At 60.3% G+C, this 25393-nt stretch carries 24 protein-coding genes; 17 read left to right on the forward strand and 7 right to left on the reverse strand.

Annotated elements, in window-relative coordinates; all coding sequences use genetic code 11:
• The first annotated feature begins 42 nt into the window (after positions 1–42).
• Both AK2_RS17810 and AK2_RS11105 read left to right on the forward strand, forming a co-directional pair.
• Positions 43–201 carry a DUF255 domain-containing protein gene (locus tag AK2_RS17810; protein ID WP_369406144.1) on the forward strand — a complete coding sequence of 53 codons (159 nt, stop codon included), beginning with the start codon at positions 43–45 and terminating at the stop codon, positions 199–201.
• A gap of 79 nt (positions 202–280) precedes the next feature.
• On the forward strand, positions 281–2173 hold the full coding sequence (locus AK2_RS11105) for a thioredoxin domain-containing protein (RefSeq protein ID WP_083521110.1): 1893 nt from the start codon (positions 281–283) through the stop codon (positions 2171–2173).
• A 226-nt stretch (positions 2174–2399) separates the two neighbouring features.
• On the opposite strand, the gene AK2_RS11110 is transcribed toward AK2_RS11105, so the two are convergent.
• Complete coding sequence (locus tag AK2_RS11110) at positions 2400–3308, reverse strand: 1,4-dihydroxy-2-naphthoate polyprenyltransferase (protein ID WP_067934340.1); 909 nt, start codon at positions 3306–3308, stop codon at positions 2400–2402.
• A gap of 370 nt (positions 3309–3678) precedes the next feature.
• On the opposite strand from AK2_RS11110, the gene menB reads away from it, so the two are divergent.
• The 6 genes from menB (at position 3679) to AK2_RS11140 (ending at position 10785) form a co-directional block, all read left to right on the forward strand.
• The gene (gene menB, locus AK2_RS11115) at positions 3679–4497 is read left to right on the forward strand and encodes a 1,4-dihydroxy-2-naphthoyl-CoA synthase (protein ID WP_067934342.1); all 819 of its coding nucleotides are present in this window, start codon (positions 3679–3681) and stop codon (positions 4495–4497) included.
• A 183-nt stretch (positions 4498–4680) separates the two neighbouring features.
• A complete protein-coding gene (locus AK2_RS11120) occupies positions 4681–6165 on the forward strand; it encodes an o-succinylbenzoate--CoA ligase (RefSeq protein WP_067934344.1) in 1485 nt (494 codons plus the stop codon).
• Positions 6165–7547, forward strand: a complete 1383-nt coding sequence (locus AK2_RS11125; RefSeq protein ID WP_217994694.1) for an isochorismate synthase — start codon at positions 6165–6167, stop codon at positions 7545–7547. Before AK2_RS11120 ends, AK2_RS11125 begins: the two co-directional genes overlap by 1 nt.
• Positions 7544–9328, forward strand: coding sequence for a 2-succinyl-5-enolpyruvyl-6-hydroxy-3-cyclohexene-1-carboxylic-acid synthase (menD, locus tag AK2_RS11130; protein WP_067934349.1), 1785 nt, complete (start codon positions 7544–7546; stop codon positions 9326–9328). The genes AK2_RS11125 and menD overlap by 4 nt, the downstream gene beginning before the upstream one ends.
• Positions 9325–10161 (forward strand): 2-succinyl-6-hydroxy-2,4-cyclohexadiene-1-carboxylate synthase, encoded by an 837-nt coding sequence (gene menH / locus AK2_RS11135; protein WP_067934351.1) that lies wholly within the window; start codon positions 9325–9327, stop codon positions 10159–10161. The genes menD and menH overlap by 4 nt, the downstream gene beginning before the upstream one ends.
• 66 nt (positions 10162–10227) lie before the next feature.
• A complete protein-coding gene (locus AK2_RS11140) occupies positions 10228–10785 on the forward strand; it encodes a TlpA family protein disulfide reductase (protein WP_067934354.1) in 558 nt (185 codons plus the stop codon).
• A 36-nt stretch (positions 10786–10821) separates the two neighbouring features.
• Here the strand turns inward: AK2_RS11140 and AK2_RS11145 are convergent, their stop codons facing one another.
• Positions 10822–11466: a sulfocyanin-like copper-binding protein gene (locus AK2_RS11145; protein WP_067934356.1), complete on the reverse strand. Its 645-nt coding sequence runs from the start codon at positions 11464–11466 to the stop codon at positions 10822–10824.
• A 145-nt stretch (positions 11467–11611) separates the two neighbouring features.
• Here AK2_RS11145 and AK2_RS11150 point away from each other — a divergent pair, with 145 nt between their 5' ends.
• From AK2_RS11150 to AK2_RS11170, 5 genes are all read left to right on the forward strand, one after another.
• Positions 11612–12856: a cation:proton antiporter gene (locus AK2_RS11150; protein ID WP_067934358.1), complete on the forward strand. Its 1245-nt coding sequence runs from the start codon at positions 11612–11614 to the stop codon at positions 12854–12856.
• Positions 12857–13044: 188 nt separating this feature from the next.
• Entirely contained in the window at positions 13045–14217 is a 1173-nt protein-coding gene (locus tag AK2_RS11155) for an MGDG synthase family glycosyltransferase (RefSeq protein WP_169794779.1), read from the forward strand.
• Between the two features lie 7 nt (positions 14218–14224).
• Positions 14225–14920 (forward strand): polysaccharide deacetylase family protein, encoded by a 696-nt coding sequence (locus AK2_RS11160; RefSeq protein WP_245632875.1) that lies wholly within the window; start codon positions 14225–14227, stop codon positions 14918–14920.
• 13 nt (positions 14921–14933) lie between these two features.
• Positions 14934–15542 (forward strand): YkoP family protein, encoded by a 609-nt coding sequence (locus tag AK2_RS11165; protein WP_067934362.1) that lies wholly within the window; start codon positions 14934–14936, stop codon positions 15540–15542.
• A 25-nt stretch (positions 15543–15567) separates the two neighbouring features.
• A complete protein-coding gene (locus AK2_RS11170) occupies positions 15568–16653 on the forward strand; it encodes an MGDG synthase family glycosyltransferase (protein WP_169794780.1) in 1086 nt (361 codons plus the stop codon).
• Here AK2_RS11170 and AK2_RS11175 read toward each other — a convergent pair whose 3' ends face one another.
• Positions 16654–17130, reverse strand: coding sequence for a flavin reductase family protein (locus AK2_RS11175; protein ID WP_067934368.1), 477 nt, complete (start codon positions 17128–17130; stop codon positions 16654–16656). It lies immediately after the preceding gene.
• A gap of 232 nt (positions 17131–17362) precedes the next feature.
• Here AK2_RS11175 and AK2_RS11180 point away from each other — a divergent pair, with 232 nt between their 5' ends.
• Positions 17363–18340 (forward strand): NAD(P)H-dependent flavin oxidoreductase, encoded by a 978-nt coding sequence (locus tag AK2_RS11180; protein ID WP_067934370.1) that lies wholly within the window; start codon positions 17363–17365, stop codon positions 18338–18340.
• Here the strand turns inward: AK2_RS11180 and AK2_RS16905 are convergent.
• From AK2_RS16905 to AK2_RS16910, 4 genes are all read right to left on the reverse strand, one after another.
• Entirely contained in the window at positions 18337–18477 is a 141-nt protein-coding gene (locus AK2_RS16905; protein WP_157076311.1) for a hypothetical protein, read from the reverse strand. The two genes, AK2_RS11180 and AK2_RS16905, sit on opposite strands and share 4 nt — an antisense overlap.
• Before the next feature lie 115 nt (positions 18478–18592).
• Positions 18593–19768 carry a 5-(carboxyamino)imidazole ribonucleotide synthase gene (purK, locus tag AK2_RS11185; RefSeq protein WP_067934395.1) on the reverse strand — a complete coding sequence of 392 codons (1176 nt, stop codon included), beginning with the start codon at positions 19766–19768 and terminating at the stop codon, positions 18593–18595.
• A gap of 22 nt (positions 19769–19790) precedes the next feature.
• Positions 19791–20255 carry a 5-(carboxyamino)imidazole ribonucleotide mutase gene (gene purE, locus AK2_RS11190; RefSeq protein ID WP_067934397.1) on the reverse strand — a complete coding sequence of 155 codons (465 nt, stop codon included), beginning with the start codon at positions 20253–20255 and terminating at the stop codon, positions 19791–19793.
• Between the two features lie 153 nt (positions 20256–20408).
• Positions 20409–20606 carry a hypothetical protein gene (locus AK2_RS16910; protein ID WP_157076312.1) on the reverse strand — a complete coding sequence of 66 codons (198 nt, stop codon included), beginning with the start codon at positions 20604–20606 and terminating at the stop codon, positions 20409–20411.
• Positions 20607–21046: 440 nt separating this feature from the next.
• Here AK2_RS16910 and AK2_RS11195 point away from each other — a divergent pair, with 440 nt between their 5' ends.
• The 3 genes from AK2_RS11195 to AK2_RS16915 all read left to right on the forward strand — a co-directional run.
• On the forward strand, positions 21047–22537 hold the full coding sequence (locus tag AK2_RS11195; protein ID WP_281180653.1) for an MDR family MFS transporter: 1491 nt from the start codon (positions 21047–21049) through the stop codon (positions 22535–22537).
• A 1202-nt stretch (positions 22538–23739) separates the two neighbouring features.
• Positions 23740–24942 carry a glycosyltransferase family 4 protein gene (locus AK2_RS11200; protein WP_067934375.1) on the forward strand — a complete coding sequence of 401 codons (1203 nt, stop codon included), beginning with the start codon at positions 23740–23742 and terminating at the stop codon, positions 24940–24942.
• A gap of 13 nt (positions 24943–24955) precedes the next feature.
• A partial coding sequence (locus AK2_RS16915; RefSeq protein ID WP_157076313.1) for a hypothetical protein occupies positions 24956–25393 on the forward strand: 438 nt, incomplete at its 3' end.

A 25393-nucleotide genomic window follows, 5' to 3' on the forward strand; every position in this document is an offset into this window, starting at 1 on the left:
ACGGCTATACTCAAAGTGAGAATACTTCGAGGAGGATCGCCGATGAGCGAACGTAAACCTAATCGGCTCATACACGAGAAGAGTCCATATCTGCTTCAGCACGCGTACAACCCGGTCGACTGGTATCCGTGGTCTCCGGAAGCGTTTCATAAGGCCAAACGTGAGAGCAAGCAAGTCTTTTTGTCAATCGGCTATTCGTAGCCCTGCAGGGCTACGAATATGCGTTTATTTTACCAAATGCTGATGGTGTAATTTATCGACCTGTCACTGGTGTCACGTGATGGAACGCGAATCGTTCGAGGACGAGGAAGTCGCTGCCTATTTGAATCAACATTTTGTTTGCATCAAGGTGGACCGCGAGGAGCGGCCTGATATTGATGCGGTCTACATGCAGTTCTGCCAGGCGCTCACCGGCGAAGGCGGGTGGCCGCTGACCGTCTTTTTGACTCCGGATCAGAAACCGTTTTTTGCTGGGACATACTTTCCCAAGCACACGCGTCACGGGCGGATTGGACTGCTGGAACTTGCCCGGCAGATTGCGGCCCGGTGGCAGCGCAATAGGGCGGGTTTAGAGGCGTCGATTGAGGAGGTGACGCAGCGGCTACAGTCAGCCTTGACGGCGCCTGCTGCAGGCCGTGCGGACTTGGCGATTGCCGATGCTGCGGTGGCGGCCTTGCAGTCCCGCTTTGATGAGCGGTTTGGCGGGTTTGGAGAGGCGCCGAAGTTTCCCGCTCCACACAACCTGATGCTGCTCCTGCGCTACCTGAAGCAAAATCGGGACGAATCCATCCAAAACGTGGTGGAAACCACGCTCGACAGCATGTATCGCGGCGGCATATACGACCATGTTGGGTTTGGATTCTGCCGCTATGCCACCGATAGAGAGTGGATGGTCCCGCATTTTGAAAAGATGCTGTACGACAACGCCCTGCTGGCGATGGTGTATACCGAGGCGTACCAGGTGTTGCGCTACGACCGATATCGGCAGATCGCGTATGACGTCATCAGCTATGTCTTGCGCGATATGACGCACCCGGACGGTGCTTTTTATTCAGCGGAGGATGCCGATTCGGAAGGGGAGGAAGGCCGGTTTTATCTGTGGACCCCGACCGAGGTGGAGGCCGTTTTGGGACCGAGCGACGGTAAGGTGTACTGTGAGCTGTACGATATCGATGAGATCGGCAACTTTGCCGGACGCAGCATTCCCAATCTGGTTCATTGTGCGGATGAGCTGGTGCAGGAGATGTGGGAGAATCCTCGCACCGGTTTGGCGGCGCGTGTGCGCCGCTGGCAGGACGCCCTGCGTCAAGCCCGCGCACAACGAATCCGACCTGAGCGTGACGATAAGGTGCTGACCGCCTGGAATGGGCTGATGATAGGCGCCTTGGCCAAGGCCGGCCGTGTCTTTCAAGAGAGGACGTACAACCGCGCGGCTACCCGGGCGGCCCAGTTCATCGAGTCCCATCTGGTCGGTCCGGATGGTCGATTGTGCACCCGCTATCGCGACGGGGAGCGGGGCCAGCCTGCCTTTGTGGACGATTACGCGTTTTGGGTCTGGGCGCTGTTGGAACTGTATGAGACGACGTGGGACGCTGGCTATCTGGCGCGTGCCGTCCACTGGCAGCAGCAGATGGTGGATAGGCTCTGGGACGCAGACAAGGGCGGATTTTTCCTATCGGGGCATGACGCGGAGCCGCTGCTGGTGCGTCTGAAGGAGGTCTACGACGGGGCTGCTCCGTCGGGAAACTCGGTGGCTGCGTTGAATCTGTTGCGCTTGGGGCGTTTCACGGCGGACGAACGGTGGACGGAGATGGGACGGCGCACGTTGGCGGCGTTCGCTGGCGAGGCCGCCCGTCATCCGGCCGGATACGCCTTCTATGCGACGGCGTTGTGGTACGCTCATCAGCCTGAACGTGAGATCATCATTATCGGTCGTCCGTGTGCACCGGAAACTGTGCGCCTGCGCGAGCGGCTGCAGCCCCTTTTCCTGCCGGATACCATGACACTTTTCAAGCCGCTCCATGGATCCGACGAGCTGGCCAAGGTCGCTCCGTACACGTCCGAGTACACGTCAGTGGCCGGCAAGACGACCGTATATGTGTGCCAGAACTACGCCTGCCAGGCTCCGACCACGGATGTGGATGCGGTCATTGAGACGCTTCAGGATGGCTGACAGAAGCCCGCTCATGGCCGGTATGCGCCCGCTTGTGTGCAGGCCATCCGCGTTGGCTTTGCGTACGGGCAGGTCACGGACGAGTTTTTCAGGGGAACGGGCATAGGCTGGACGGCTGCTCGAAGATAAGTCAGGCCCCAGGGGAGCACCCTGGGGCCTTGTCTCAAACAGCTGTCCTTTCCATGTCCGGGGCCGGACGGCAGCTGCACTTCCGCCAGGCATCCGGTTACGGCAGAGGAATCCAGGTGGAGACCAACAGCCCGACAAACATCAGTCCGCCAAAGCGCAGCAGCTGCATGGATGTGCCTTTGAACGCCAATTGCATCTGCTGGGCGTCACGGCTCTGGAACCAGCGCCGAACCACGGAGTACGCCGACGGGACGGTGAGCAGAACCAGCAGTGCCCACGGGGTGAGTTGACCGACGGCAATCAGGGCCAAGACAATCAGGTACGTGGCCGCGTAGACGATTGCAAACAGGATGCGACCGCCGACAGCGCCGAGCAAAATAGCAATCGTGCGCCGCCCGCCGGCGATATCGTGTTCTAAATCGCGGATGTTGTTGCCCAGCAGCAGGGCGCCTATCAACAAGCCGATAGGCACCGAGGCAATGACTGCGCGGGCGGTGATTTGTTCGGTTTGAATGTAGTACGCCAACAGTACAATGACCGGGCCCATGGCCAGCGATGCGGCCAATTCGCCAAACGGGGTGTAGGCCAGGGGCTTCGGGCCGCCGGAGTAAAAATACGCCACCGCGATGCACGCTGCCCCCACCAGCGCAATCCACCATGTGGTCATGATGCAGATGTAAACACCGAGGAGGCCGGCAATCAGGATAAAGAGCCACGCCAGCCCCAGCACAGTGCGCGGGCGAACGCCGTCCCGCACAATGGCGCCGGCGATGCCGACCATCTCTTCGGAATCCAAGCCGCGGCGAAAATCGAAGTATTCATTGAACATGTTCGTGGCGGCCTGGATTAATAGGCTGGCCCAAAAAAAGCTCAAAAACAGAGAGAGATGGAAGGAAGCTTGGGTCAGGGCGAGTCCGGTCCCGACGAGGACGGGAACCACGGAGGCCATCAGCGTGAACGGGCGAGCGAGTCGCCAGCCAATTTCCAAACGCTGCTTGACAGTCATGGTGCGCACATCCGCCTCTCAAAATTTAAGATCCCATGAACGTCCTGTATCCAGTCGCAATCATAGCAGACGGCGAGACCTGTCGACAACGGGGGTTTCCGGTCCTGCTTCGCGCGCCGGGCGTGAGGCTGTGGCGCCCGCCTGAAGCCCGTGCACCGGGGCCGATGGTCCGAACAGGCGGGTGGTTTGGGCGCGGACAGGCCTAGTGTTATACTGAGAGTGACTTGGATCCAATTTTGAACGTGTGCCAGGGCTATGCACAGTCATGCGGACAGTGAACGGACGCAACCGTGAGCCGGCGGCCGAAAGGGTCGCGGCATCGGGCGGATCGAGCGAGGCAACCGTCATGAAAACGGGAGGGGTAGGCTCCATGACGCTGGAGTGGGAGATCGTAAAGCCGTATCAAGACATCATTTACGAGCGGGCGGAAGGAATCGCCCGCGTGACCATCAATCGACCGGAGGTACATAACGCGTTTCGGCCGGAGACGGTCAAGGAGATGATTGATGCATTCCATCACATCCGGGACGACGAGACCACCGGGGTGGTTCTGCTGCGCGGGGCCGGGGACAAGGCGTTTTGCTCCGGAGGCGATCAACGCTACCGCGGACATGGGGGTTACGTCGGCGAGGACAATGTGCCGCGGCTGAACGTGCTTGACCTGCAACGCCAGATTCGCGCTTTGCCGAAACCCGTCATCGCGGTGGTCGCGGGCTATGCCATCGGCGGCGGGCATGTTCTGCACGTCTGTTGTGATTTGACCATTGCGGCCGACAATGCCATCTTTGGCCAGGCGGGTCCGCGCGTCGGCAGCTTCGACGCGGGCTATGGCTCCACGCTGTTGGGGCGCTTGGTCGGACATAAGAAGGCGAAAGAGATCTGGTTTTTATGCCGTCAATACAGTGCCCAGGAAGCGTTGGACATGGGCTTGGTCAACACGGTAGTGCCGCTGGCGCAATTGGAGGAAGAGTCTATCAAATGGGCGAAAGAAATCTTGGAGAAAAGCCCTATCGCGATCCGGTTCCTGAAGATGGCGTTCAACGCGGACACGGACGGACTGGCGGGCTTGCAAATGCTGGCCGGGGACGCGACCATGTTGTACTACATGACGGACGAAGCCAAGGAAGGCAGCCGGGCGTTTGTCGAAAAGCGCAAACCGGATTTCAGCCAGTTTCGCCGCTTGCCCTGAGGCGTTCAGCCGCGCGGCTGGCCGACGGTGCCCGGGCAGGGAGGAAAGCGGCGTTCCGACGCGAGCGTTGGATCGCCGCTTCGTCGTGTGCGGCCTGGCAACAGGAGCGGTCACCCGCGCCGGTCATTCGGCGAGCGGTCCCATTGACGCCAAGGGACGGTACATGCGGGAGATGAGCAGGACATGACGGCTGGCGCGGACGTGACTTTACCCGATTGGCTGGGGCGGCGTCTGTCCACGGACGGGGCACGCCTGGCGCTCCAGACGGAACGAGGGGTTTGGACATATCGGCAGCTGCATGAGCGGGCCACGCAAATGGCCGGTGCGCTGCGCAACAAGAGAGTCGAACGCGGGGAACGGGTGGCGGTAATAGCCTACAGCGGCGAGTGGTTTGCCCTGGCCGTGCACGCCCTGATGCAAGCCGGAGCGGTGTTGGTGCCGGTGAACTGGCGCCTGACCCCGGCGGAGATCGCGTGGCAGCTGGACGATGCCGGTGTCCGCCTGGTGCTCGCCGACGAGGCGGGGCTGGAGTTGGCGCGTCGGACGTCGAGCCAGCGGCGGTCGTCCAGCGAGGTCGTGTCGCTGACCGCCTTGGCGCAGGAACAGGCGCCGCCCGTGCAACGGACGGTCATTCATACCCAGGATGTGCACGCCATCATATACACTTCCGGGACGACTGGACGGCCGAAGGGGGCCATGATTACCTACGGAAATCATTGGTGGTCCGCGATGGGGTCCGCCTTGCAGCTGGGCCTAACGGAGCAGGACCGCTGGTTGGTGCCCATGCCGTTGTTCCATGTGGGCGGCTTAGCGGTTTTGATGCGTAGCCTCATCTATGGCACCACGGCCGTGGTTCACGACCGGTTTGACGTCGCAGCGGTGCACCGGGCCATTGACAACGAGGGAGTGACGTTGCTGTCGGTTGTTCCCACCATGCTGCGGCGGATGGTCGAGGCGCGCGGCGACACCCCTTATCCCAGCACGCTGCGTTGCATCTTGCTCGGCGGCAGCGGCGCGCCGCGGGCGTTGCTGGAACGGGCGCTTGCGCTCTCGGCCCCGGTGGCGCAAAGTTACGGGCTCACGGAGGCCAACACGCAGGTGTGCACTCTGCGCCCGCAGGACGCGCTGCGTAAGCTGGGGTCATCCGGGAAGCCGCTGTTGCCGACCGAGATTGCCATTGAGGTCGACGGTAAACGGGCGCAGCCCGGGCAAGAGGGGGAAATCATAGTCCGCGGCCCGACCGTGATGGCCGGCTACTGGCGGCGTGAAGAGGCCACCCGGGAAGCCATTGTGGACGGTTGGCTGCATACCGGGGATATCGGCTATCTGGATGCGGAAGGGTACCTGTTTGTCTTGGACAGGCGCAAGGATTTGATTGTCAGCGGCGGCGAGAACATTTATCCGGCTGAGGTGGAGTCGGTGTTGCTGCGCCATCCGGCCGTGGCCGACGCGGCCGTGGTCGGTGTGGCGGACAAGCAATGGGGGCAGACGCCTGTGGCCTGCGTGGTCCTGCGTGAACCCGTCACAGACGACGTGCTCATCCAGTTTTGCCGTCAGCACCTGGCTGGCTACAAAGTGCCGCGGCGGATAACGCGGCTTGCGGAGCTGCCGCGCAATGCGTCTGGAAAATTATTGCGCAGACAACTGCGGGAATGGCTGGATACATGATGAACATCGAGCACATGGCGAAGGCATTGGCCAAGCAGGCTGGACAGGCGGCGCGGGCGCATCCCGAGTGCCGTTTGGTGACGGTCAGCCACTCCAGCTCTGTCCAGGAGCCTTGGCTTCCAAGCGCGCTGGTGCGGTCAGGGGCGCTCGAACTCGAGTTTGTGTTTCTGAAGCCGGCGGCCCGGTTTGGATTGATGGCCTGGGGCCGCGCCGCGACAGCGCGGGGAGCCGGGGCGGATCGGGTGGACGAGGTCAGGGCTGCCGTCAGGGAGACGGCCCGGACGACGGCCGTGGCCGGCGACGGCCAGCCGCGTTGGCTCGGCGGTTTCGCCTTTACGGCCGGGCCCCATGGTCAGCCCTGGCAGGAGTGGCCTGACGCAGAGCTGCGGCTGCCCCGTTGGCTGCTGGAATGGTCCGGCGACGCCCTGCGCGTGCAATTGACGTTGTCAGCCACGGAGGCCCTGCGGCCGGACCTGGAGCGCCGCCTGGCCCAGGAAGCCAACCGGTCGCGGCAGGACCACGCCGTCCAGATCCTGGTTTCCGGTGGAGCAGGCAGCCGGCTGTGGCCTGGTGGGCAACGGGAGCGCGAGGATTGGAACCAGGCCGTATCCCAGACGGCGGCGGACATCCGCGCAGGGCACTATGTCAAGGCCGTTCTGGCCCGATCCGTCCGGATCACTGGCGGCGGCGTCCCCTTGGCGGAAGTCATCGGCCGCTTGGTCGCCCTGTTTCCCGAAGCGTATGTGTTCGCCATGCGCCAGGGCAGCCAGTGGTTTGTGGGGGCAACCCCGGAGCGCCTGGTCACCGTCGCCGGCGGTGGCGTAAGCATGGATGGGCTGGCTGGATCGATTGCGCGCGGGCGCACGGCAGAAGAGGATGAACGATTGGCCCAGGAACTTCGGGCGAGTGAAAAGAACCGAGCCGAACACCGCGCCGTCGTCGATTGGATTGTTGAGGCCATACAGGGTGTCGTGACAGACGTGACGTGTCCCGCCCAGCCGCAGATCCGGCGGTTGGCCAACGTCCAGCACCTGTACACGCCGATTCGCGGGCGCTTGGCGACAGGCGCCAGTGTGTTCGATTTGCTTGTGCGCCTGCACCCAACACCTGCGGTGGCGGGTGTACCCCGTGCGCAGGCTCTCAAAGTCATTGCTAGACGCGAGACGTTCCACCGGGGGTGGTATGCGGGGCCCATCGGTTGGGCCGCGCCGAACGGGGACGGTGAGTTTGCCGTTGCCCTGCGTTCCGGGCTGCTCAGCGCGTCGGCATCCATCTTATTTGCCGGCGCCGGAATCATGGGTGATTCCCACCCCGATTCGGAGTGGGCGGAGACAATCTGGAAGTTAGAACCGATGCTGCGGGCGCTGGGGGTGTCCTCATGACGAATGAAAACATGGGGCTTGCGGCTGTTTATGATTTTGTCTCTGAACTGCATCGCATGGGGCTGCGGCATGTGGTCATCTCTCCCGGCTCCCGGTCCACACCGTTGACCCTGTCCTTCCTGCGCCATGGCGGATTCCGCGTCTGGTCGCAGTTGGACGAGCGATCCGCTGCCTTTTTCGCACTCGGCATTGCGCGCGCCACCGGCTCCGCGCCGGCTCTTGTATGCACCTCCGGGACCGCCGCAGGCAACTACACGCCCGCCATCATGGAGGCGCACAGCGCCCGTTTGCCGCTTTTGGTGCTCACCGCGGACAGGCCGCCCGAGTTGCACGACGTGGGCAGCAACCAAACGGTGCGTCAGAGCGGCATGTACACGCTTTTTGTCAAGTGGCAGCATGAAGTCGCGGTTCCGGAGGCGACCGTTCCGATTCGCCGGTACTTTGCCGAGACCGCGCGCCGGGCCCTGCTTGTGGCCGAATCGTTGCCGAGGGGGCCGGTTCATTTGAATTTTCCTTTTCGTGAACCGTTGCTTCCCCCCTCCTGGAACGATACCCCACCCCTGTCAGGGGAAGTCCGTCCCGAACCCGGTCTGTACCCGGCGCAGCTGGCCCCGAGCCCTGCTGCCGTCAGGCAGGTGACGGCCGCGCTGGCGGCCAGTCGCCGCCCGCTGCTGGTCTTGGGGCCGATGGAGCGGACGTGGCACGCGGAGAGGCTGTATGCTTGGGCCGATGCGTACGGCATCCCAGTCTTGGCAGACCCGCTTTCCAGCGGCCGGTGGTCGTCGGCCCGGACGAGCATCCGTCACTACGACGTGCTGCTGCGGGACGAGGCGCTGGCGGAGACGCTTTGTCCGGACGTCATCATCCGTCTCGGTCACACTCCCACCTCGAAATCGCTTGGCCGCTATTTGAGCCGCCACGCCGCTGTCCGCCAGGTGGTGGTGGACGAGTCCCCGCTTTGGCGCGATCCGTTCTTCACCCGGGCCGAGGCGGTGCAGTCGGATGTGGACCTGTTTATCCAGTCTGTGGCGGATGAGATGGGCAGAATTCAGCCGCCGCAGCCAAAAACGCGTGCGCCCTGGATGTCCGCGTGGCGGGACTTGGATGACCGAGTCGGGGACGAATTGCAGCGCGGACTGGCTGCTTCCTGGCAGGAGGCGGCGGCCTTGATGGAGTTTGTGCGCCTGCTGCCGGAGGCATCGACGCTGATGGTAGGCAACAGCATGCCGGTGCGCGACTTGGACACCTTTTGGCGCGGAGGCCACCGCTCCCTGCGCATCCTGGCTAACCGCGGGTTGAGCGGCATCGACGGTGTGGTCTCCACCGCGGCGGGCGCGGCCGCGGCGAGTTCGGGGCTGACCGCCTTATGTGTCGGCGATGTGTCCTTTTACCACGACCTGAACGGTCTGCTGGCTGTCGGCAGGCACGGCCTGGATCTTCTTGTTTTCGTCATCCATAATAATGGAGGCGGAATCTTTTCGTTTTTGCCGCAGGCTGCTCACAAAGACACGTTTGCTCACTTCCGCACCCCGCACGGGCTTGAGTTTGAGCCGGCCGTGGCCATGTACGGAGGCCGTTTCTACGACGTCGAAGGGCCCGACTCCTTGCAGGCAGCGGTCGCAGAACACCTTGAGACGGGGGGCCTGACGGTCGTTCAGGCGCGTTTTGAGGCGGACGAAAACCATGCACGGCACCAAGAAGTGATTGCGGCCGGATTGGCGCGGGTGCGCGAGTATGCGCAGAGGCTCACGGCCTCGGGTGTGCCGGGAGGTGGCGCATGAAGACGCACAAGCTCGCCATCCGGGGTGTGAACTACCACGTGGAGGAGTACGGCCTGGGCCGGCCGCTGCTGCTGTTGCACGGGTTCACAGGGCGAGGCGCGGTGTGGCGCCCGTTTGCCGACGCCTGGCCAGGGTGGCGGATGATTGCCGTCGACCTGTTGGGGCATGGGGATACGGACGCTCCAGATCCGAATCGGTGCGTGATGGAACAGCAGGTACAGGACCTGCTGCGGTTGATGGAGGTCCTCGGAGAGCGCCGGTTTGCTGTGTTAGGCTACTCGATGGGGGGCCGCGTCGCGCTGGCGCTGGCGGTCATGCGCCCGGAGTCGGTTTTGGGTCTGGTCCTGGAGAGCAGCTCGCCAGGCCTGAGAAGCGCAGGGGAACGGGCGGATCGGCGACGTGCCGACGAGAGGCTCGCGGCATTCTTGGAGGAGCGGGGTTTGGAGCCGTTTGTGGAGCGCTGGGAAAGCCTGCCGTTGTTCGCAACGCAGGGGCGATTGCCGCCGCAGGTGTTGGCCCGTCAACGAGCCATCCGTCTGGCGCAACGGCCCAGCGGTCTGGCTGCGAGTCTGCGCGGGTTGGGCACAGGCTGCCAACCCTCGTACTGGCCGCAGCTTAGGCGGCTGCGCATGCCGACCTGCCTGGTGACTGGAGACCTGGATGAGAAGTACACACAAATTGCCAAACAGATGCAGGAGTGTAACCCTCGCCTGGGCCGGCAAGTCATCCAAGGGGCTGGGCACACGGTGCATTTGGAGCGGCCGGACGCGTTCGCCCAGACGGTGGCGGGATTTCTTCGCTCTCTTCCGCCGACCTCTTCGGAGGCCGGCTAGCCCGGAAATGATAGAAATGATAAAGGTTGACAGGTCCGTCGCTCGGAAGGGCGAGGGGGTGGTCGCATGGTCCGCGGTCGTGCTGCTGTGCGGTATCTTTTATCGTGCGTGTCGTGCGGGCTCCTGGCGCTTGTGGCCGGGTGCGGTGCCACGGCGGCGACGCCTGCGCCGGGGCGCACAGCGCCGTCGTTTGTGTTGGCCAAGCTGCTCGACACGTCTCAGACCGTATCTTTGTCCGACTTGTTGCACACAGGGGAGCCGGTCATCCTCAACGCTTGGGCGTCCTGGTGCCAGCCGTGTGCGAAAGAAACGCCGGAATTGGTGCAGGCTGCGAATCAGTATCAGGGCCGGATTCAGTTTGTCGGCATCAATATGACGGAGGATGACAAACTGGCGTATGCGCGCCGCTTCGCGGCCCGCCACCGGGTTCCATACCTGCTGCTGGCCGATTTGCACGGTAAATTCTCAGAAGCGTATCACATTGAAGGGTACCCGACGACCGTGTTGATTGACCCAGAAGGGCGCATCCAGCGTGTGCAGATTGGGCAACTGAGTCCGTCAAGCCTCAAACACCTGATTCGCATGGCGCTTCAGGACCGAGCGGCCACCTCCTCGGCCACATGAGTCTGAGTTTCCGGCGGGTTCCGCAGCGAGACGCGGTCAGGAGACTTTTTGCGTTCCCTTGTCGGTCGTGACCGTGGGCGTCTGCAGATGATTGGACACGTCTAACTCGTCCCACATGCCCATCGCGGCGTGCCCGGGAATGCCGCAGACCATGGCATACTTGCCAGCCTTGTCGGCGGTGAACTGAAAGCTCACAGGTGCGTGGCTGGAGGTGATGCCGCTTTGAAAGCCCGGCATCAGAGAGTGGCTGAAAGCGGCTGGGAACGAGCTGCCCTGACGGTGAGCCCAGTCGGTGAAACCGACACTGTGCTGAATAGTCGAACTGTTGCTAAACGTGACCTTGACCGTCCAGCCCGTTGGCACGGAAATCTTCAGGGCACCCTTGGCGTAGCCGTTGAATGCCATGTCTTGGTTGGTCGTGATGTTGAGGTCGACCGTCTTTGCCGCCTTGTCCAACTGGGCAAGCGGTTTGGATGCGGCGCCGGACGTCGACGCTCCAGCCGCCGACGTTTGCGTAGCCGAGGCCTTGCCGTTTGTGACCGAGACCGCCAGTTTGGGGTTCTCTGCCAGGTTTCGGTGTGTGACCTCGTTGGGCAGCCCAAAATACCCGACCACCCAACACGCGACGGCCACCAAGACGCCGACTGCGATGACCAGCATGCCGATAGGCGACACTTTCATGCTCAGCCCCCATTTCGAGAACAGGCGTTTCTGGCGGAATCGTCCGTTCCTTCTTAAAGTTTATTATACCTTTCCGGCATAGGCAACGGGCGACGGAGTAACCCCTGGATACGAGTTGGAAACACGTGTTTGAGGAGTGGATGACTTGCTCAACTTGGAGACCTGGGACGGTGCCTGGCAGGCGCTTTTGCTCATCTTTGGCGGCGGGGTGGTCGTGGCCAAGCTGACCGAGCGACCGCGCATCCCTGACGTGGCGGCGTTCTTGGTGGTCGGCATCGTGGCCGGTCCGTACCTGTTGGGGTGGCTGAGCGAGCCGGGGCAATCGCAAGTCAACCAGTTCATCATCAACTTTGGCGCCGTACTGATTTTGTTTGACGGCGGACGCGCGGTCTCGCTGCGGGTCTTGCAGGAGGTATGGATAAGTGTTGGGTTGCTGGCGACGATAGGGGTTTTGGTGTCGGCGCTGGTGGTGGCAGCGGCTGCCCACCTGGCGCTTGGGCTCGACTGGCTGACAGCGCTGCTTTTGGGGTCTGTCGTGGCGTCGACAGACCCGGCCACTCTGATACCCGTCTTCTCCCGTGTGCCTATCAAGCCGCGCTTGGAACAGACGGTCGAGTCGGAGTCGGCTTTCAATGACGCCACCGCTTCGGTGTTGGTGTTCACGCTGCTGGACATAGTCGGTTCCCATCAGGAGGTGCACTGGTGGCAGCCTGTCTGGGGGTTTTTAGAATCGGCGGTGGTTGGACTGGCAGCGGGCCTCGCCTGTGGACTCGCGGCCTTGTGGACGATCTCCGGCAAGGGATGGGGAGGACTGCACGCTTACGCCTCTATTGTCATGCTGGTGGTGGCGCTGGGCTCTTATGAGCTGGCGGAGATTTTGCACGCCAGTGGCTTTATGGCCGCCTTTGCGGCCGGGGTCGTCACCGGGAACGGAACAGCCTTCCGCCTTCCGTTGTCGGATCTGAGCACGGATCACATCACGCATTTTGGCAACGGCATGACGTTGCTGGCGCGGATGATGATCTTTGTCTTGCTGGGGTCGCAAGTGAACTTCTCTGCGGTTTCTGCCCATCTGTGGCCGGGGTTGTTGGTCGTCGTGGTGTTGATGGCGATGGCGCGCCCGCTCACCGTGCTGGCGTCCACGCCGGTCGACAGGCGGGCCAAGTGGGGGATTCGCGACATCCTGTTCATGTTTTGGGTGCGCGAGACCGGGGTGATACCGGCCGCTTTGTCGGGTATGTTGGCGGCGCGACGGGTGCCCGGGGCGGACGTCATCAGCTCGGTCACGTTTTTGACGATCCTGGTGACGATTGTTCTGCAAGCCAGCACTACCGGCGTGGTGGCGCGCCGACTGGGGCTGGATGTCCCGGCGATACAGGAAGAGGTTTGACATGCTCCGCAGCCTCGCGTGGCTGTCGCGGCCGGCCGGGCATGTGCGCCTGGAGGGGTACCCGGCGGCATGGACGGGGACATCGTGCAGGGCGGACTGTGGTGATATACTGGTATTGGTACGGGGCGCACGCATGCACCGGGTTATCAAACGGGCGCAGAGATTTTGACCTTGATGATGCAGTGAGGATGATTGTAGTGAGAGTCTTGCTCATGAGCGCCTCTTTTGGCGACGGGCACATGCAAGCGGCCAATGCGGTGGGGGAAGCGTTACGCCGTCAAGGGGTGACCGTGAAGCTCGTCGATTACACCCAGTGGCTCAATCCAGCCTTACGGTCGTTTGCCAAGTTCAGTTTGATTCAGGGTGTGCAATTGGCTCCCGCTTTGTACGAAGTCTTCTATAAATCGATGTCGCGGTTGGACCGCGATTCTTCGTTGCAGCGGCGAATCAACCGGCTGGGGATGGCGAAGTTCAAACGGTGCCTGAAGGCGTACGCTCCGGATGTGGTGGTGAGCACGTTCCCCACCCCGAACGGCGTGATGGCGCAATTGCGTGAGCAAGGCTTCACGCGTATCCCGGTAGCGGCCGTGTTGACCGATTACACCGCGCATGGACAGTGGGTGCAGGAGCATACAGATCTGTATTTTGTCGCGACGGAGCAGGTAAAGGCGGAGTTGACGGCGCTCGGCGTGGCAAGCGAGCGCATCGTCGTCAGCGGGATGCCCATCCGTGCGCGGTTTGAGGACTCAGGTGCGCGGCAGGCGCTGGCCTGTCGTCGGGAACTGCGCCAGGCCGAGCGGCTCTCCGCCGAGCGGCCGTTGGTGCTGCTGATGGGAGGGGGCGCCGGTCTCGTGGCTGATGTGGCGGAGTGGATGGAGGTGATGCAGGCAACCCCGGTTCAATTTGTGGTCATCTGCGGCCGCAACGATAAGCTTTACAGGCGGTTGCGCACGCTGCACAGCAACCGCATTCGCGTGCTCGGTTACACCACGGAGGTGGAACGCTGGATGGCGATGGCGGACGTGGTGGTGACCAAGCCGGGCGGCATTACGGTGGCCGAGGCGCTGGCCATGGAACTGCCGATGCTCCTGTACCACCCGATTCCCGGCCAGGAGGTCTGCAACGGCCAGTACGTGGTGGATCTGGGGGCAGCGCGTTGGGTCACGGACATCCAGCACGCGGCTGAGGAACTGCGGCAGTTGCAGGAGCATCCGGACAGCCTGCAGGCGATGCGGCGCGCGGCGCGGGCGGCACACCGTCCGGGGGCGGCCGGACGGATCGCTGAATCGTTGCTGCGCTTTGCGGCGGACCAGCCAGAGGACCCGTTGCCCGTCATCGGCCGGCCGGGCAGATGGGAGTGACAGGTGCGTGTGGCGATGGATGGTTGTGGCTGCGTTCGTCCTGCTCTGCCTGTACGCGTTGGTTCCCAACCTGCTAACTCGGCTGTGTCGCTTGTGGGCGCTGCGCACAGGGCCGGTGCGGCGGGAGGTCGCCTTGACGTTTGACGACGGGCCGGATGCCAAGTATACGGGTCGCCTCTTGGACGCTCTCAAGGCGGTTGGGGTGCGCGCCACCTTTTTTGTCGTCGGCCAGAAGGCGCTGGCCCATCCTGACTTGATCCGCCGCATGATAGCGGAGGGGCACCAGGTGGAGGTGCATGGTTGGACCCACGCGTTCGTGCCGTTACTTCCCCCGGGCCGCACGCTGCGGCAGTTTCGGCGCACGACGGACGCCTTGGGGCGCACCTTTTGCCTGCGACCGCGGTTTTACCGCCCGACGTGGGGGGCGCTCAACGCGGTCACATTGTGCGCCGCGTTGCGAACTCACAGGCTGGTCACCTGGTCCATCATGGTTGGCGACTGGCGCGTGCAACCACCGGGCCAGGTGCTGCAGCGAGTCGTCGAGCGCCTGCATCCGGGGGCTATAATCGTCCTGCACGACAGCGATGAGACGTTGGGCGCCGAGGCGGGCGCGCCCGAACAGGTGATTGCGCTGATTCCAGAATTGGCGCGGCGTGTGCGTGCCTCCGGATACTCGTTTCGCACGCTGGATGAGTGGTATTGAAGGGGGGATTCTGGTGGACGCAAAGGCGCGCTTCTGGGACCTCTGGGAGGCTGGGTTTCGCTGGCTGTTCAAGGTTCAACCCATTCGTCCTGGCGTGGAGGACCTGTTCTATGTGTCGAAGGCCCATTACATAGGTAAACCTTTCGTGATTGACGGGATTGTTGTCAAACGGGGGCAGCCGGTTGTCGAGCTGCACGTCAACAATGCAGTGGTGGCCCGGGTGTTGAAGCAGGAACAGAATATTCTCGCTTCTACGGTCAAGTTGCTGCAAATGGCCCGCCAATCCCTGCCGGCTCTGGCCCGGCGCATGGCCGATCCGGAGTTCGCCGATGTGCAGGTGTTGTACGGGATTACGTTTATTCATCGCGGGATTGAGCGCATGGGGTTCGAGGCGTTCCCATTACGCAATCGCCTCTTCGCTCCCCTCACTCGCTGGTACCTTCGCCAGGTGCTCAAGGCGTTCAACCCGGAGGCCAATCGGCTGTTGGCGGCTCATCCAGAAGCCTTTGTGCCGAAACTCGTGGCGACGACCAAGGCGCGCCTGATAACCATGCATGGACATCCGCACGATCCTGCGCGGTCGGTCAAGGTGGCGTCGGACGACAAACCGAATCGAACGTGAGGTGCCGATGGTGAAGGCTCTACTGTTGACAGCACACATCGGAGACGGCCACCACCAGGTGGCGCGCGCGCTGTGCGAGGCTTACAGAGAGCGCGGAGTTTCTACGGCCGTACTGGACATCTATCGGGAGACAAGCCCTCGTGTGGCTCACTTCAATGAATGGACGTACGAATGGACGACTCGGTTTGCGCCTCAGATGTACGGAATGAGTTATCGGGCGACGGCTCGTTTCGGTCCGGATCATACATTTTGGAAGGTTCTGTCGTCCATGTCCCGGCAGATGGTATTGCGCCAAGTGCAAGAACAACGTCCGGATATTGTCCTGCAGCTGTTTCCGGACCATTCTCTGGCGTCCATCTCAAAAGACGCGGAGCGACCCTATATTGGCGTGGTTATCACCGATTTCACTGTGCACGGCCGGTGGTTTCACCATAATGTCGATACGTATTTTATCGCCCATGCGTCCCTCGCCGAGGGGATGCGCGAGTTTCTTCAGCCCGGGCAGGAATTGGTGGTGACGGGAATTCCCATCCGGCAGCAGTTCCTCTCCTGTCACATTGGCGCAGGGGTGGGCGGAGAGCGTCCGTATATCCTTTACGCGACGGGGGGAAGGGGCGTGTTTCCGCATTTGCTGTCGGTGTTGCAGCGCAGTGGACGGTTGTTTCCGCACCACGCCGTCTATGTGATGTGCGGCCGAAACCGCAAGATGCGGCAGCAGGTGGAGCGCTGGGCGCAGTCGTGGCCGCACATCCACGCCCTGCCGTTCGTTGACAATGTGGCCGATTGGCTGCAAGGGGCCGATTTTGCCGTGGTGAAGTCAGGGGGCGTGACCGTTTCTGAGTGTTTGGCGTCGGCCTGCCCCATGTTGATTTACCGGCCGCAGCCCGGGCAGGAAATGGACAACGCGGAGTTTTTGGTCCGCCACGGAGCGGCCAAGGCGGTGAACTCGACGACCGATTTGGTGCGGGCGTTGCGAACCCTTCGCCGCTCGACCACGCGCGCTGCGATGCAAGCGGCATGCCTGCGCCTGGCGAGGCCCGACGCGGCGGCGGCGGTCGTCGAGCACACGCTCCAGCAGGTGCAAGCCAGGCGATCCGTGGTGCACAGGTAGTCAGGGGAGCAGTTGCCGGTAATGCCCCGTGTAGTAGATGAGCGGTGCCTTGCCCTCGTCCACCTCTCCGTGCTCCACCTGGCCAATCAAAATGCAGTGGTCGCCAGCGGACACCTCCTGCACCAAGGAACACTCCAAGTGGGCGAGCGCGCCGCTTAGAATCGGGGTTCCATGCAATCCGGTTTCACACTGGAGACCGGCGAATTTGTCAGCATCATGGCTGGCAAAGCGCGCCGACAGCGTGGATTGGTCTTCAGCCAGGATGTGCACGGCAAAACCTCCGCTCCTGCGCACGACCTCCAACGCAGACGACCCCTGATGGATGCAGACCAGGATATAGGGCGGATTGAGGGAGAGGGAACAAAACGCCGACACCGTCAGGCCGGCGGCTTCGACTCCATCCGACATCGTAACCACGGTTACGCCGCTGGCAAAGCGGGCGAGCACGCGGCGGAATGTATCCGGCTGAACAGGCATGCTGGTTGACCTCCTCCGGCGTATCGAGACGCTTGGGTGTAGATTGGCAGGCAAACAGCCACCCATGAGGGCCATTGTATCATAGAGTTTGCGGGTTCCGCCCCAGTCGCATTCCGGTTGATGTCGGGTCGTTCATTCAGCAGATTTTTGCGAGCAATGTCAGATTGCGGACGACTGTTGGCGGGATTAGTATAGAGAAAAGCTCAGAACACGCACCTCGGGGGGAGAACGCTTGAAGACACGTGTGTGCCAAATTCTTGGTTGCGAATACCCGATAGTTGAGGGCGGTCTGGCGTATGTTGGAAATGGCCGCTTGGCTGCTGCCGTGTCGGAGGGCGGCGGTTTTGGACAGGTCGGATCTGGCGGGCGGAGTCCCGAGGATTTTCGCCGGGAGATAGAGATCGCGGCCAGCTGCACACAGAAGCCATTCGGCGTCAATGTGCCGCTCAGCGAGCACCGCAGCCCGGACGCATACTTTCAGGTGATTGAAGAGATGGCCGCGCATATCCATGCGGTCAGTTTATCGGCCGGCAATCCCATCCCCTACGTGGCTCCCCTGCAGCGGTTGGGACTGGTGGTGATGACGTTGGCGTCGACACCGCGCCAAGCACTGAAGGCCGAGGAGGCAGGCGTCGACGTCGTGATATGCGAAGGTGTGGAGGCCGGCGGCCATGACGGCCCCGCGGAGTTGACCACCCTGTCGCTGGTTCCGGCGGTTTGCGACGTCGTCTCGATTCCCGTTGTCGCCGCGGGCGGTATCGCCGACGGGCGAACGGCGGCAGCCGCGTTTTGCCTGGGAGCCGAGGGTGTGCAAATGGGAACGCGGTTTGTCGCCACAAGGGAGTGTCAAGCCCACGAGGCCTACAAGCAGGCGATTGTGGACGGCGAGGTGACCGGCACCCTCGTCATGGAGCGTTCCCTCGGCAGAGTGACACGTGTTCTGGACTCCCCGTACACGCGGGCCGTCCTCAAGCAGGAGCAGGAAACCCCAGGGGACCTGGATCAGCTTCTGCCTCTGGTCGCAGGCCAAAAAAACGCTGCCGCTGCCCTCGAGGGCCGGTTAGATGAGGGCTGGGCCAATTGCGGTCAAAGTCTAGGCCTCGTCCATGACATCCTGCCCGCAGCCGAAGTTGTATCCCGCATCATGCAGGACGTCGGCGCCTGCTTGAGTCGGCGGGCTTCAGCCTTTGGGCAGGATGGTCAGGCTTAGGCGAGGGCGTGCAGCGATACATATCCTACCGTGCCAAACACCAACGCGAAAGAGCAAACCAGGGTGATTTTTTCGGCGATCTTCCAGAAACGCTCGAATGACACCAGCGGATTATAGGATTCGCGGTTGCCGTTCACCTTGCGTCCCCCTCGCTGTTGAATCTCACACGTTCAGTGTAGCACGGAGAGCGTGTCGATATATCGCAGACTGTGCGGTGAATGTGACGATATTCCGTCGCCTTCACCGCCTTGGTTATTCCGAGACGCTGAGACTTTCCGGCGGCCACACGCCAAGCTCACGGACAGCCGCCAACGCTTCTTCTAAGGGGCCCAGGACGTTCAGGTGGCCCATCTTCCGTTTGCTTTTCGCCTCGTGTTTGCCGTACAAATGAACTTTGATCCGTGCGTCCATGTGGGCCATGGCTTGCAGGAGCGGGGCCATGTGTTCACCGAGCACATTGACCATGACAACCGGTGTGGTCAATTTTGCGTGCGCGAGCGGCAGGTTGCATACCGCGCGTAGGTGCTGTTCAAACTGCGACACCGTGCAGGCGTCATCTGTGTAGTGGCCCGAATTGTGGGGACGCGGCGCCAGCTCGTTGACATACAGGCGGCCCTCAGGGGTCAAGAACATCTCAACCGCCAGCAGGCCGACGACTTGAAGCCTTTCCGCCACCTGTTCCGCGAGCCGCTGGGCGCGGCGGGCCGTGTCTTGCGGAATGCGGGCTGGAAGGATGGACAGGTGCAGGATGTGCCCGCGGTGGATGTTCTCGGCCACGGGAAAGGATTGGACTTCACCGCGTACGCTGCGCGCCACGATGACAGACAGTTCCTTGCTGAAGGCGACGAATTTCTCCGCTACCAACGGCTCGTCCGCGTCTTGCTCGTGGCTGGCGACTGCCTCCTTTGCTTCCGGCCAAATCTTGTCCACATCCTCCTTATCGCGGATGATCCATTGCCCCTTCCCATCGTAGCCGCCGTTGGACGTTTTCAACACGCATGGGCAGCCCAGCGTGCGGATGGCCGCTTCGAGATCAAAGCGACTGCGGACCGGAACATAGGGCGCAACCTCGGCGCCGCTGGCCTGCAGGGCTTGTTTCTCACGCACTCGATGTTGGGTGGTGTGCAACAAGCGGCTGCCCTGGGGGACATACGACTCCTGTTCGAGCAGGGCAGCCACACGGGCGTCCACGTTTTCAAACTCGTATGTGATGACGTCACTGCATGCTGCCAGTTCCCGAGCCGCATCCAGGTCCGAGTAGGCGGCCACAATTTGCCGGTCGCTCACCTGTCCGGCTGGCGAGTCTGGGGTTGGATCCAGCGTGACAAACCGATAGCCCATGCGCCGGCCGGCGATGGCCACCATGCGGCCGAGTTGGCCGCCGCCGAGAATGCCGACGGTGCTTCCGGGAAGTACCACGTCGCGCATCTGTTTGCTGGACACAAAAACATTACTCACCCGGATCTCCCCCTGTCAGGACCTCTTCCTGAATGCGTTGCCTGCGCGCCGCAAATCGCTGTCGAATGCCCGGGTCTCGAAGACTAAGCATCTGGGCGGCCAACAAGCCCGCGTTGACGGCTCCTGCCTTGCCGATGGCCACAGTGGCGACCGGTACACCGCCCGGCATTTGCACGATAGACAGCAAGGAGTCGAGGCCAGACAAGCTAGAAGTTCGCACGGGGACGCCAATAACCGGCAGCGTGGTCTTGGCGGCCACCATACCGGGAAGGTGGGCCGCTCCGCCCGCACCGGCCACAATTACCGCCAGGCCACGGGCTTCTGCGCTGGCCGCGTATTCAAACATCCAGTCAGGCGTGCGGTGGGCGGACACCACCTTTTTTTCATAGGGGATTTCGAGTTCCTCCAATATGTTGCACGTGTGCTGCATTGTTTGCCAGTCCGAGTGACTGCCCATGATGACACCGACCAAAGGCTGCAAAGCGCTGATCCCTCCCCGTCGCTGGAACCCAGCCCCGGACAAGCCGGAACAACCGCCAGTACGCGGGGTGCCCGCCGGGTTCCGCAGTATCTACATATTAGCAACGGTTGGGGTGCTTGACCAACCACCTCAGCGGCGTGCTTCCGGATGGACGTCGGAGGCAGGGGGATTTGGGTGCGTTGCGTCTGCGGGCGCTCGCTTCGGCCGCTCGGACAAATCTCCGCCTTTTACCTCGTAGCGCCGGATATTTTTCTGATATGTCTTGACAAACTCGCGTTCATCCATGTTTCTCATTCGATATCCGGGCACTCGCTGCGACTCATGCATGGTCAGGTATCCTCCCTTCGAGTATCGTGAGTCCGTGTGGATTGGACATGGCCCAGTCTGTAGGGTAGTATGCAGCCCATGCAACGGATTATGAGCCAGGCGCGTCATGCCAGGATTGCGTAGGAGCGCAATATTTGGTTTATTAGGGGATAGATTTGCCGTGCAAAGCACAGATTCCCCAGCGCCAGTCAAACTCTTACCAAAGTACCACTGGCCGATTGGCAAGCAGGCGCATATGAGTTCGCGGGATCAATCCTGCAGGACTTCAAGGATCCTTTGCTGCTGGCGGCTTATGCGGATTTAGACCTATTCCTTGAACCGGCTGTGCCGAGCCAAAGTGATCCAACCACTGTATGGCAAGCGGTAATCCAGCCCAGTCGTATGGGACGACCGCGCAGAGCGGCGGTGGAGTTCAGACAGTAACGGATGGAGTGGGGCGCGTGCAATCGAGACAGACGAATCGTACGATGGTAACCGTAGCTATGCTGGTGGCCATCTTGCTGGTCGCGATTGATGTGACGGTTGTGAGCACAGCTATGCCGAGAATCATTGAGGACCTCAGCGGTCTGAGTATGACCAGCTGGGTGTTTGCGGTCTACACGTTGACAACCTGCGTCACCACGCCGATATACGGGAAACTCGCCGATTTGTTTGGGCGGAAAACCGTCTTCACAATCGGTGTCATCCTGTTTGTCTTGGGTTCGATGCTTTCGGGCGCGGCCCAGTCCATGACGCAGCTAATTTGGTTTCGAGCGTTTCAGGGCATTGGCGCCGGGGCTGTGATGCCCATCACGTTCACGATTATCGGGGATCTGTTCCCCGGCGAGCAGCGTGCCCGCATGCAGGGGCTGTTTTCCTCCGTATGGGGTATTGCGGGCCTCCTGGGGCCGCTCGTGGGCGGCCTGTTTGTCGATAAAGTCTCGTGGCGCTGGATCTTCTACATCAATCTGCCGGTCGGTCTGATATCCTTGCTTCTCGTTTGGTTCTTCTTGCATGAGACATTTGACCGCAAAAAACAGCAGATTGATTACGGCGGAGCGGTGGCGTTCACGTTGGGCATCACGGCGCTTTTGTACGCACTCTTGGGCGCCGGCCAGCAGTTTGCCTGGACCTCGGCGACAGCTGTCGGATTGTTTGTGGTCGCCGCAATCAGCTTGCTGGTCTTTTTCGTTGTGGAAACCAAGGTTGCGCAACCGTTGGTGCCCCTGTCTCTGTTTCGTATCCCAGTCATCGCCGTGTCCAATTTGATTGCGTTTTTGGCCAGTTGCGTATTGATTGGCGGAAACGTGTACCTGCCGATGTGGATACAATTGATCCTGGGCCATTCCGCCACCAGCTCAGGGTTGACTTTGATGCCGATGTCCCTGGCCTGGCCGACAGGGGCCACGTTGGCGGGACGTTACATGTACAAAATTGGGTCGAAAACGACCAGTGTCCTCGGCGGCATCTTGATTGCGGCTGGCTGCGCCTGGCTGTTGGCTGTATCGCTGGCGTCCCCGTACTGGTATTTCGTCGGGGTGATGGTCGTCCTGGGTTGGGGTATGGGGTATGCGATGACGCCAACCACCGTCCTGATACAATCGGCTGTCGGCTGGCAAATGCGCGGCGCTGCCACGGCTTCGAACACGTTTGTCCGCTCGCTCGGCCAGACTGTCGGAGTGGCGGCGTTTGGCACCTGGTTCAACAACTCGCTGAGCGCCTACGCCCAGGCCCACGGATTCAAGTGGAGCGGAGGGATATCGGCGGCATTGACCTCCACTCAGACCGCAGGGGTATCGCGATCCGCTGTTCAGGCTTTTCACCAAGCGTTGGCCCACAGTATGCACAACATTTTTGCCGTGGTGTTTGTGATTGCACTCATGAATCTCGGAGCTACACTGCTTCTGCCATCCCACAGGAAAGTGTTGGAGCAGCAGCGTCAGGTGGTCTGACGGTTCGTTTTATGTGGTCGGCGTGGATGAAGGCTGTTCCACTGGCCCAGAGGGTTCGGGCGATCCGTACGGTCGCGATAGCGGAGAGTGCCGGAGTATGCCGGCCCTTTCTTCATTGCTCCACACCATGATTGGCCCAGGGGATCGAAATAGAGGACTCGTTTACGACGGTGTATACCGAATGTCGGCCGGAAAAGACACGCCGCTACCAATCCCACTAGATATATTCGGAATTGTCCGTTGTCCGGAACACAGGGTCTACCTTCACACTTGCGACATATCTGACTGAACTCGGGCGCCTGTAAACAACGGACACAAGCCTGCTGTACGGGGGAAGACAAGCTTTACCTCAAGCGGCGGCTCAAGAAGCTTGATGGGGCTGAAAATTCGAATCCTGTGCGGCGCCTTTGAGGGCTTGTCGTACGGCATGACCGTGTGATCTGGACGGATGGCTGAGGCAGGTACTGGCCTGCGGCATTCGAGATCCAATCCTTCGCGCATCGGATCCAGCGAGCAGTTGCGCCTGAGGTTGCGGAACCACGGAGCGATGGCCCAGTGGAAGGCCAGGCAAACCGGCTGAAGACGCTCCGCCGGCAGATGCGGATAAACACGGCTTTTACATTAAAGCTTAAAGCCTTCATCTCACTTGTCCTTTCACTTGTCCTTTCACTTGTCCTTTCACTTGTCCTTGTCCAATCGGTCACGGGGCCTAAGCGGTGACATAAGCCTCTGAAAAATGGACTCATATCCTGCTCCATTGGAGAAAGGTCTACATAGGCTGTTACAGATATCCCTGGCGAGAGGAGGCGTAGTCTAACGGCCCTATAAAAAATTGAGGGTATTCGAGATCATGCTCTACGAGCCTCGTCGCGCAATGGTCTTTTTGCTGGATGGGAGCGACGAAGAGGCCTCATGGCGCCACCGCTGGACTACATGCCGTGGAGATCATGAAACGCTCCCGAGATTCCGGTTTAGACCTACCTGGTCATTTCAAGAAGTAGATGTCCAAATCGGTTGTGGGCCCTCTTGGGGCTGAATAAGTTCCGCATTGTGACAGGGCTTGCCGCAATCTAGTGCTTACAATGGAACCCAATGACATAAGGCAACATCATTCATGATTGTACAAATTTAAGAAAGAACCGGTACGAAGATATACGAAGATATACGAAGAATGGAGCAATGCCGGAAAGGAAGAGATTAGCGTGAGAATCCTATTGGCCACGTACTGGTGTCTTCCGCATGTTGGAGGAGTATCAACCTATGTATATAATCTGAGGAGCAAATTGGAGAGCATGGGCCATGAGGTAGATATCCTTGCTCACCATCCGGATATGCAAAGATATTATATGCCCAACAATGGCCGATATCTGGAGAAATTCAAGGTAAAGGATCTGATATACGAAAAAGTTCTCAGTTTTTACAATCAAGAACTTTCCCAGGTTGATTCTTGGATCCGATGGCGGGAAATAGAAAGGTACTCTTATGAAGCAGCAGCTGCGGTATTTGGGTTAACGAAATACGACCTCATACACACACAAGACATAGTCTCGACCCGGGCCTTATGGCGTGTAAAACCTAAGCGTCTGCCTTTAATTGCTACAATCCATGGTTGTCTTGCGACTCAGTACCTTATATCGGGTGAGATCCAAGAACGAAATGCATTGGCCTGGAGATATGCGGCCATGGAAGAATACTATGGAGCGACCTCTAGCGACATCACAATTGTTCCTACCGAATGGTTAAAAAATCTCTATGTCAAGGAGTTCAACATCCCGAGTGATCACTTAAAGATAGTTCCATATGGCATGGATATCGATAATGTATTAAGAAAAACAGATCAATATCCGAAAATTGAACGCCCGTCAAATAAAAAAGTTATTATCTGCTCAGCTCGACTTGTTCCAGTGAAGGGCCACGAGTGTCTCTTGAATGCGCTCGCGATGTTGAAAGAGGAAAGAAATGACTGGATTTGTTGGATCGTTGGTGATGGGCCGCTTCGCAAGCAGTTGGAACAGCAGGCGAAACGGATGAATCTGAAGGACGAAATCATCTTTTTGGGTAACCGCAATGATGTGCCATCTCTTCTCCATCAATCGGATATCTTTGTACTCCCCAGCCTTCAGGATAACCAGCCTTTTTCAGTTATGGAAGCGCAGGTTGTCGGAAAACCTGTTGTCGTATCAGATGCGGGAGGTATACCAGAGATGGTCGTACATGGAGAGACTGGGTTAATATCTCCGGCGGGCAACGACGAAGTATTGTATCAAAACCTGAAAACGTTGATTGAAGATGATGATTACAGAAACTCAATAGCAGAAAGAGGAAAGCAAAGGGCTTTGACGCAATGGGCTTTGGGAACCATGGTGGATAAGACATTGGAGGTCTATAAGGAAGTCGGCTTATAACGGAGGGAACACTGTGAGAAAAGTAAACGTAAAGCTTGCTTCTAAATCAAGAAACAGGGGAAACCACGGCACCGGCCTTGTTGTGAATCCTAAAAATAGCAAGGAATCTAGTACATTGCTTATTTCGACTCCAACAAATAGCGGAAATTCCATCCGCCTACTAAAACCGAAAAGTGAAGGCATTCACAAGGGCAATGAGAAACCGGGGGAAGATACATTAAAGACTCAAGACAAACAGAATGGCCGAGGATTGATAGAAGCGCTTCAGAAAGGTAATAAGGAACTCAAAGCAGAAATAGCAGAGTTGCAGGCTGAGATCAAGGAACTGAAGGCGCAAAGTGCACGGCAGCATCGAAGGTTGATGGAGACGAATGAACATCTCGCGTCGGAGAATCGAGCATTCCGGGAGGCTAATGAGGAACTGCGGGCAGAGATCAAGACCCTGAAGGCG

It is taken from the genome of Alicyclobacillus kakegawensis NBRC 103104, assembly GCF_001552655.1.
Taxonomy (GTDB): Bacteria; Bacillota; Bacilli; order Alicyclobacillales; family Alicyclobacillaceae; genus Alicyclobacillus_G; species Alicyclobacillus_G kakegawensis.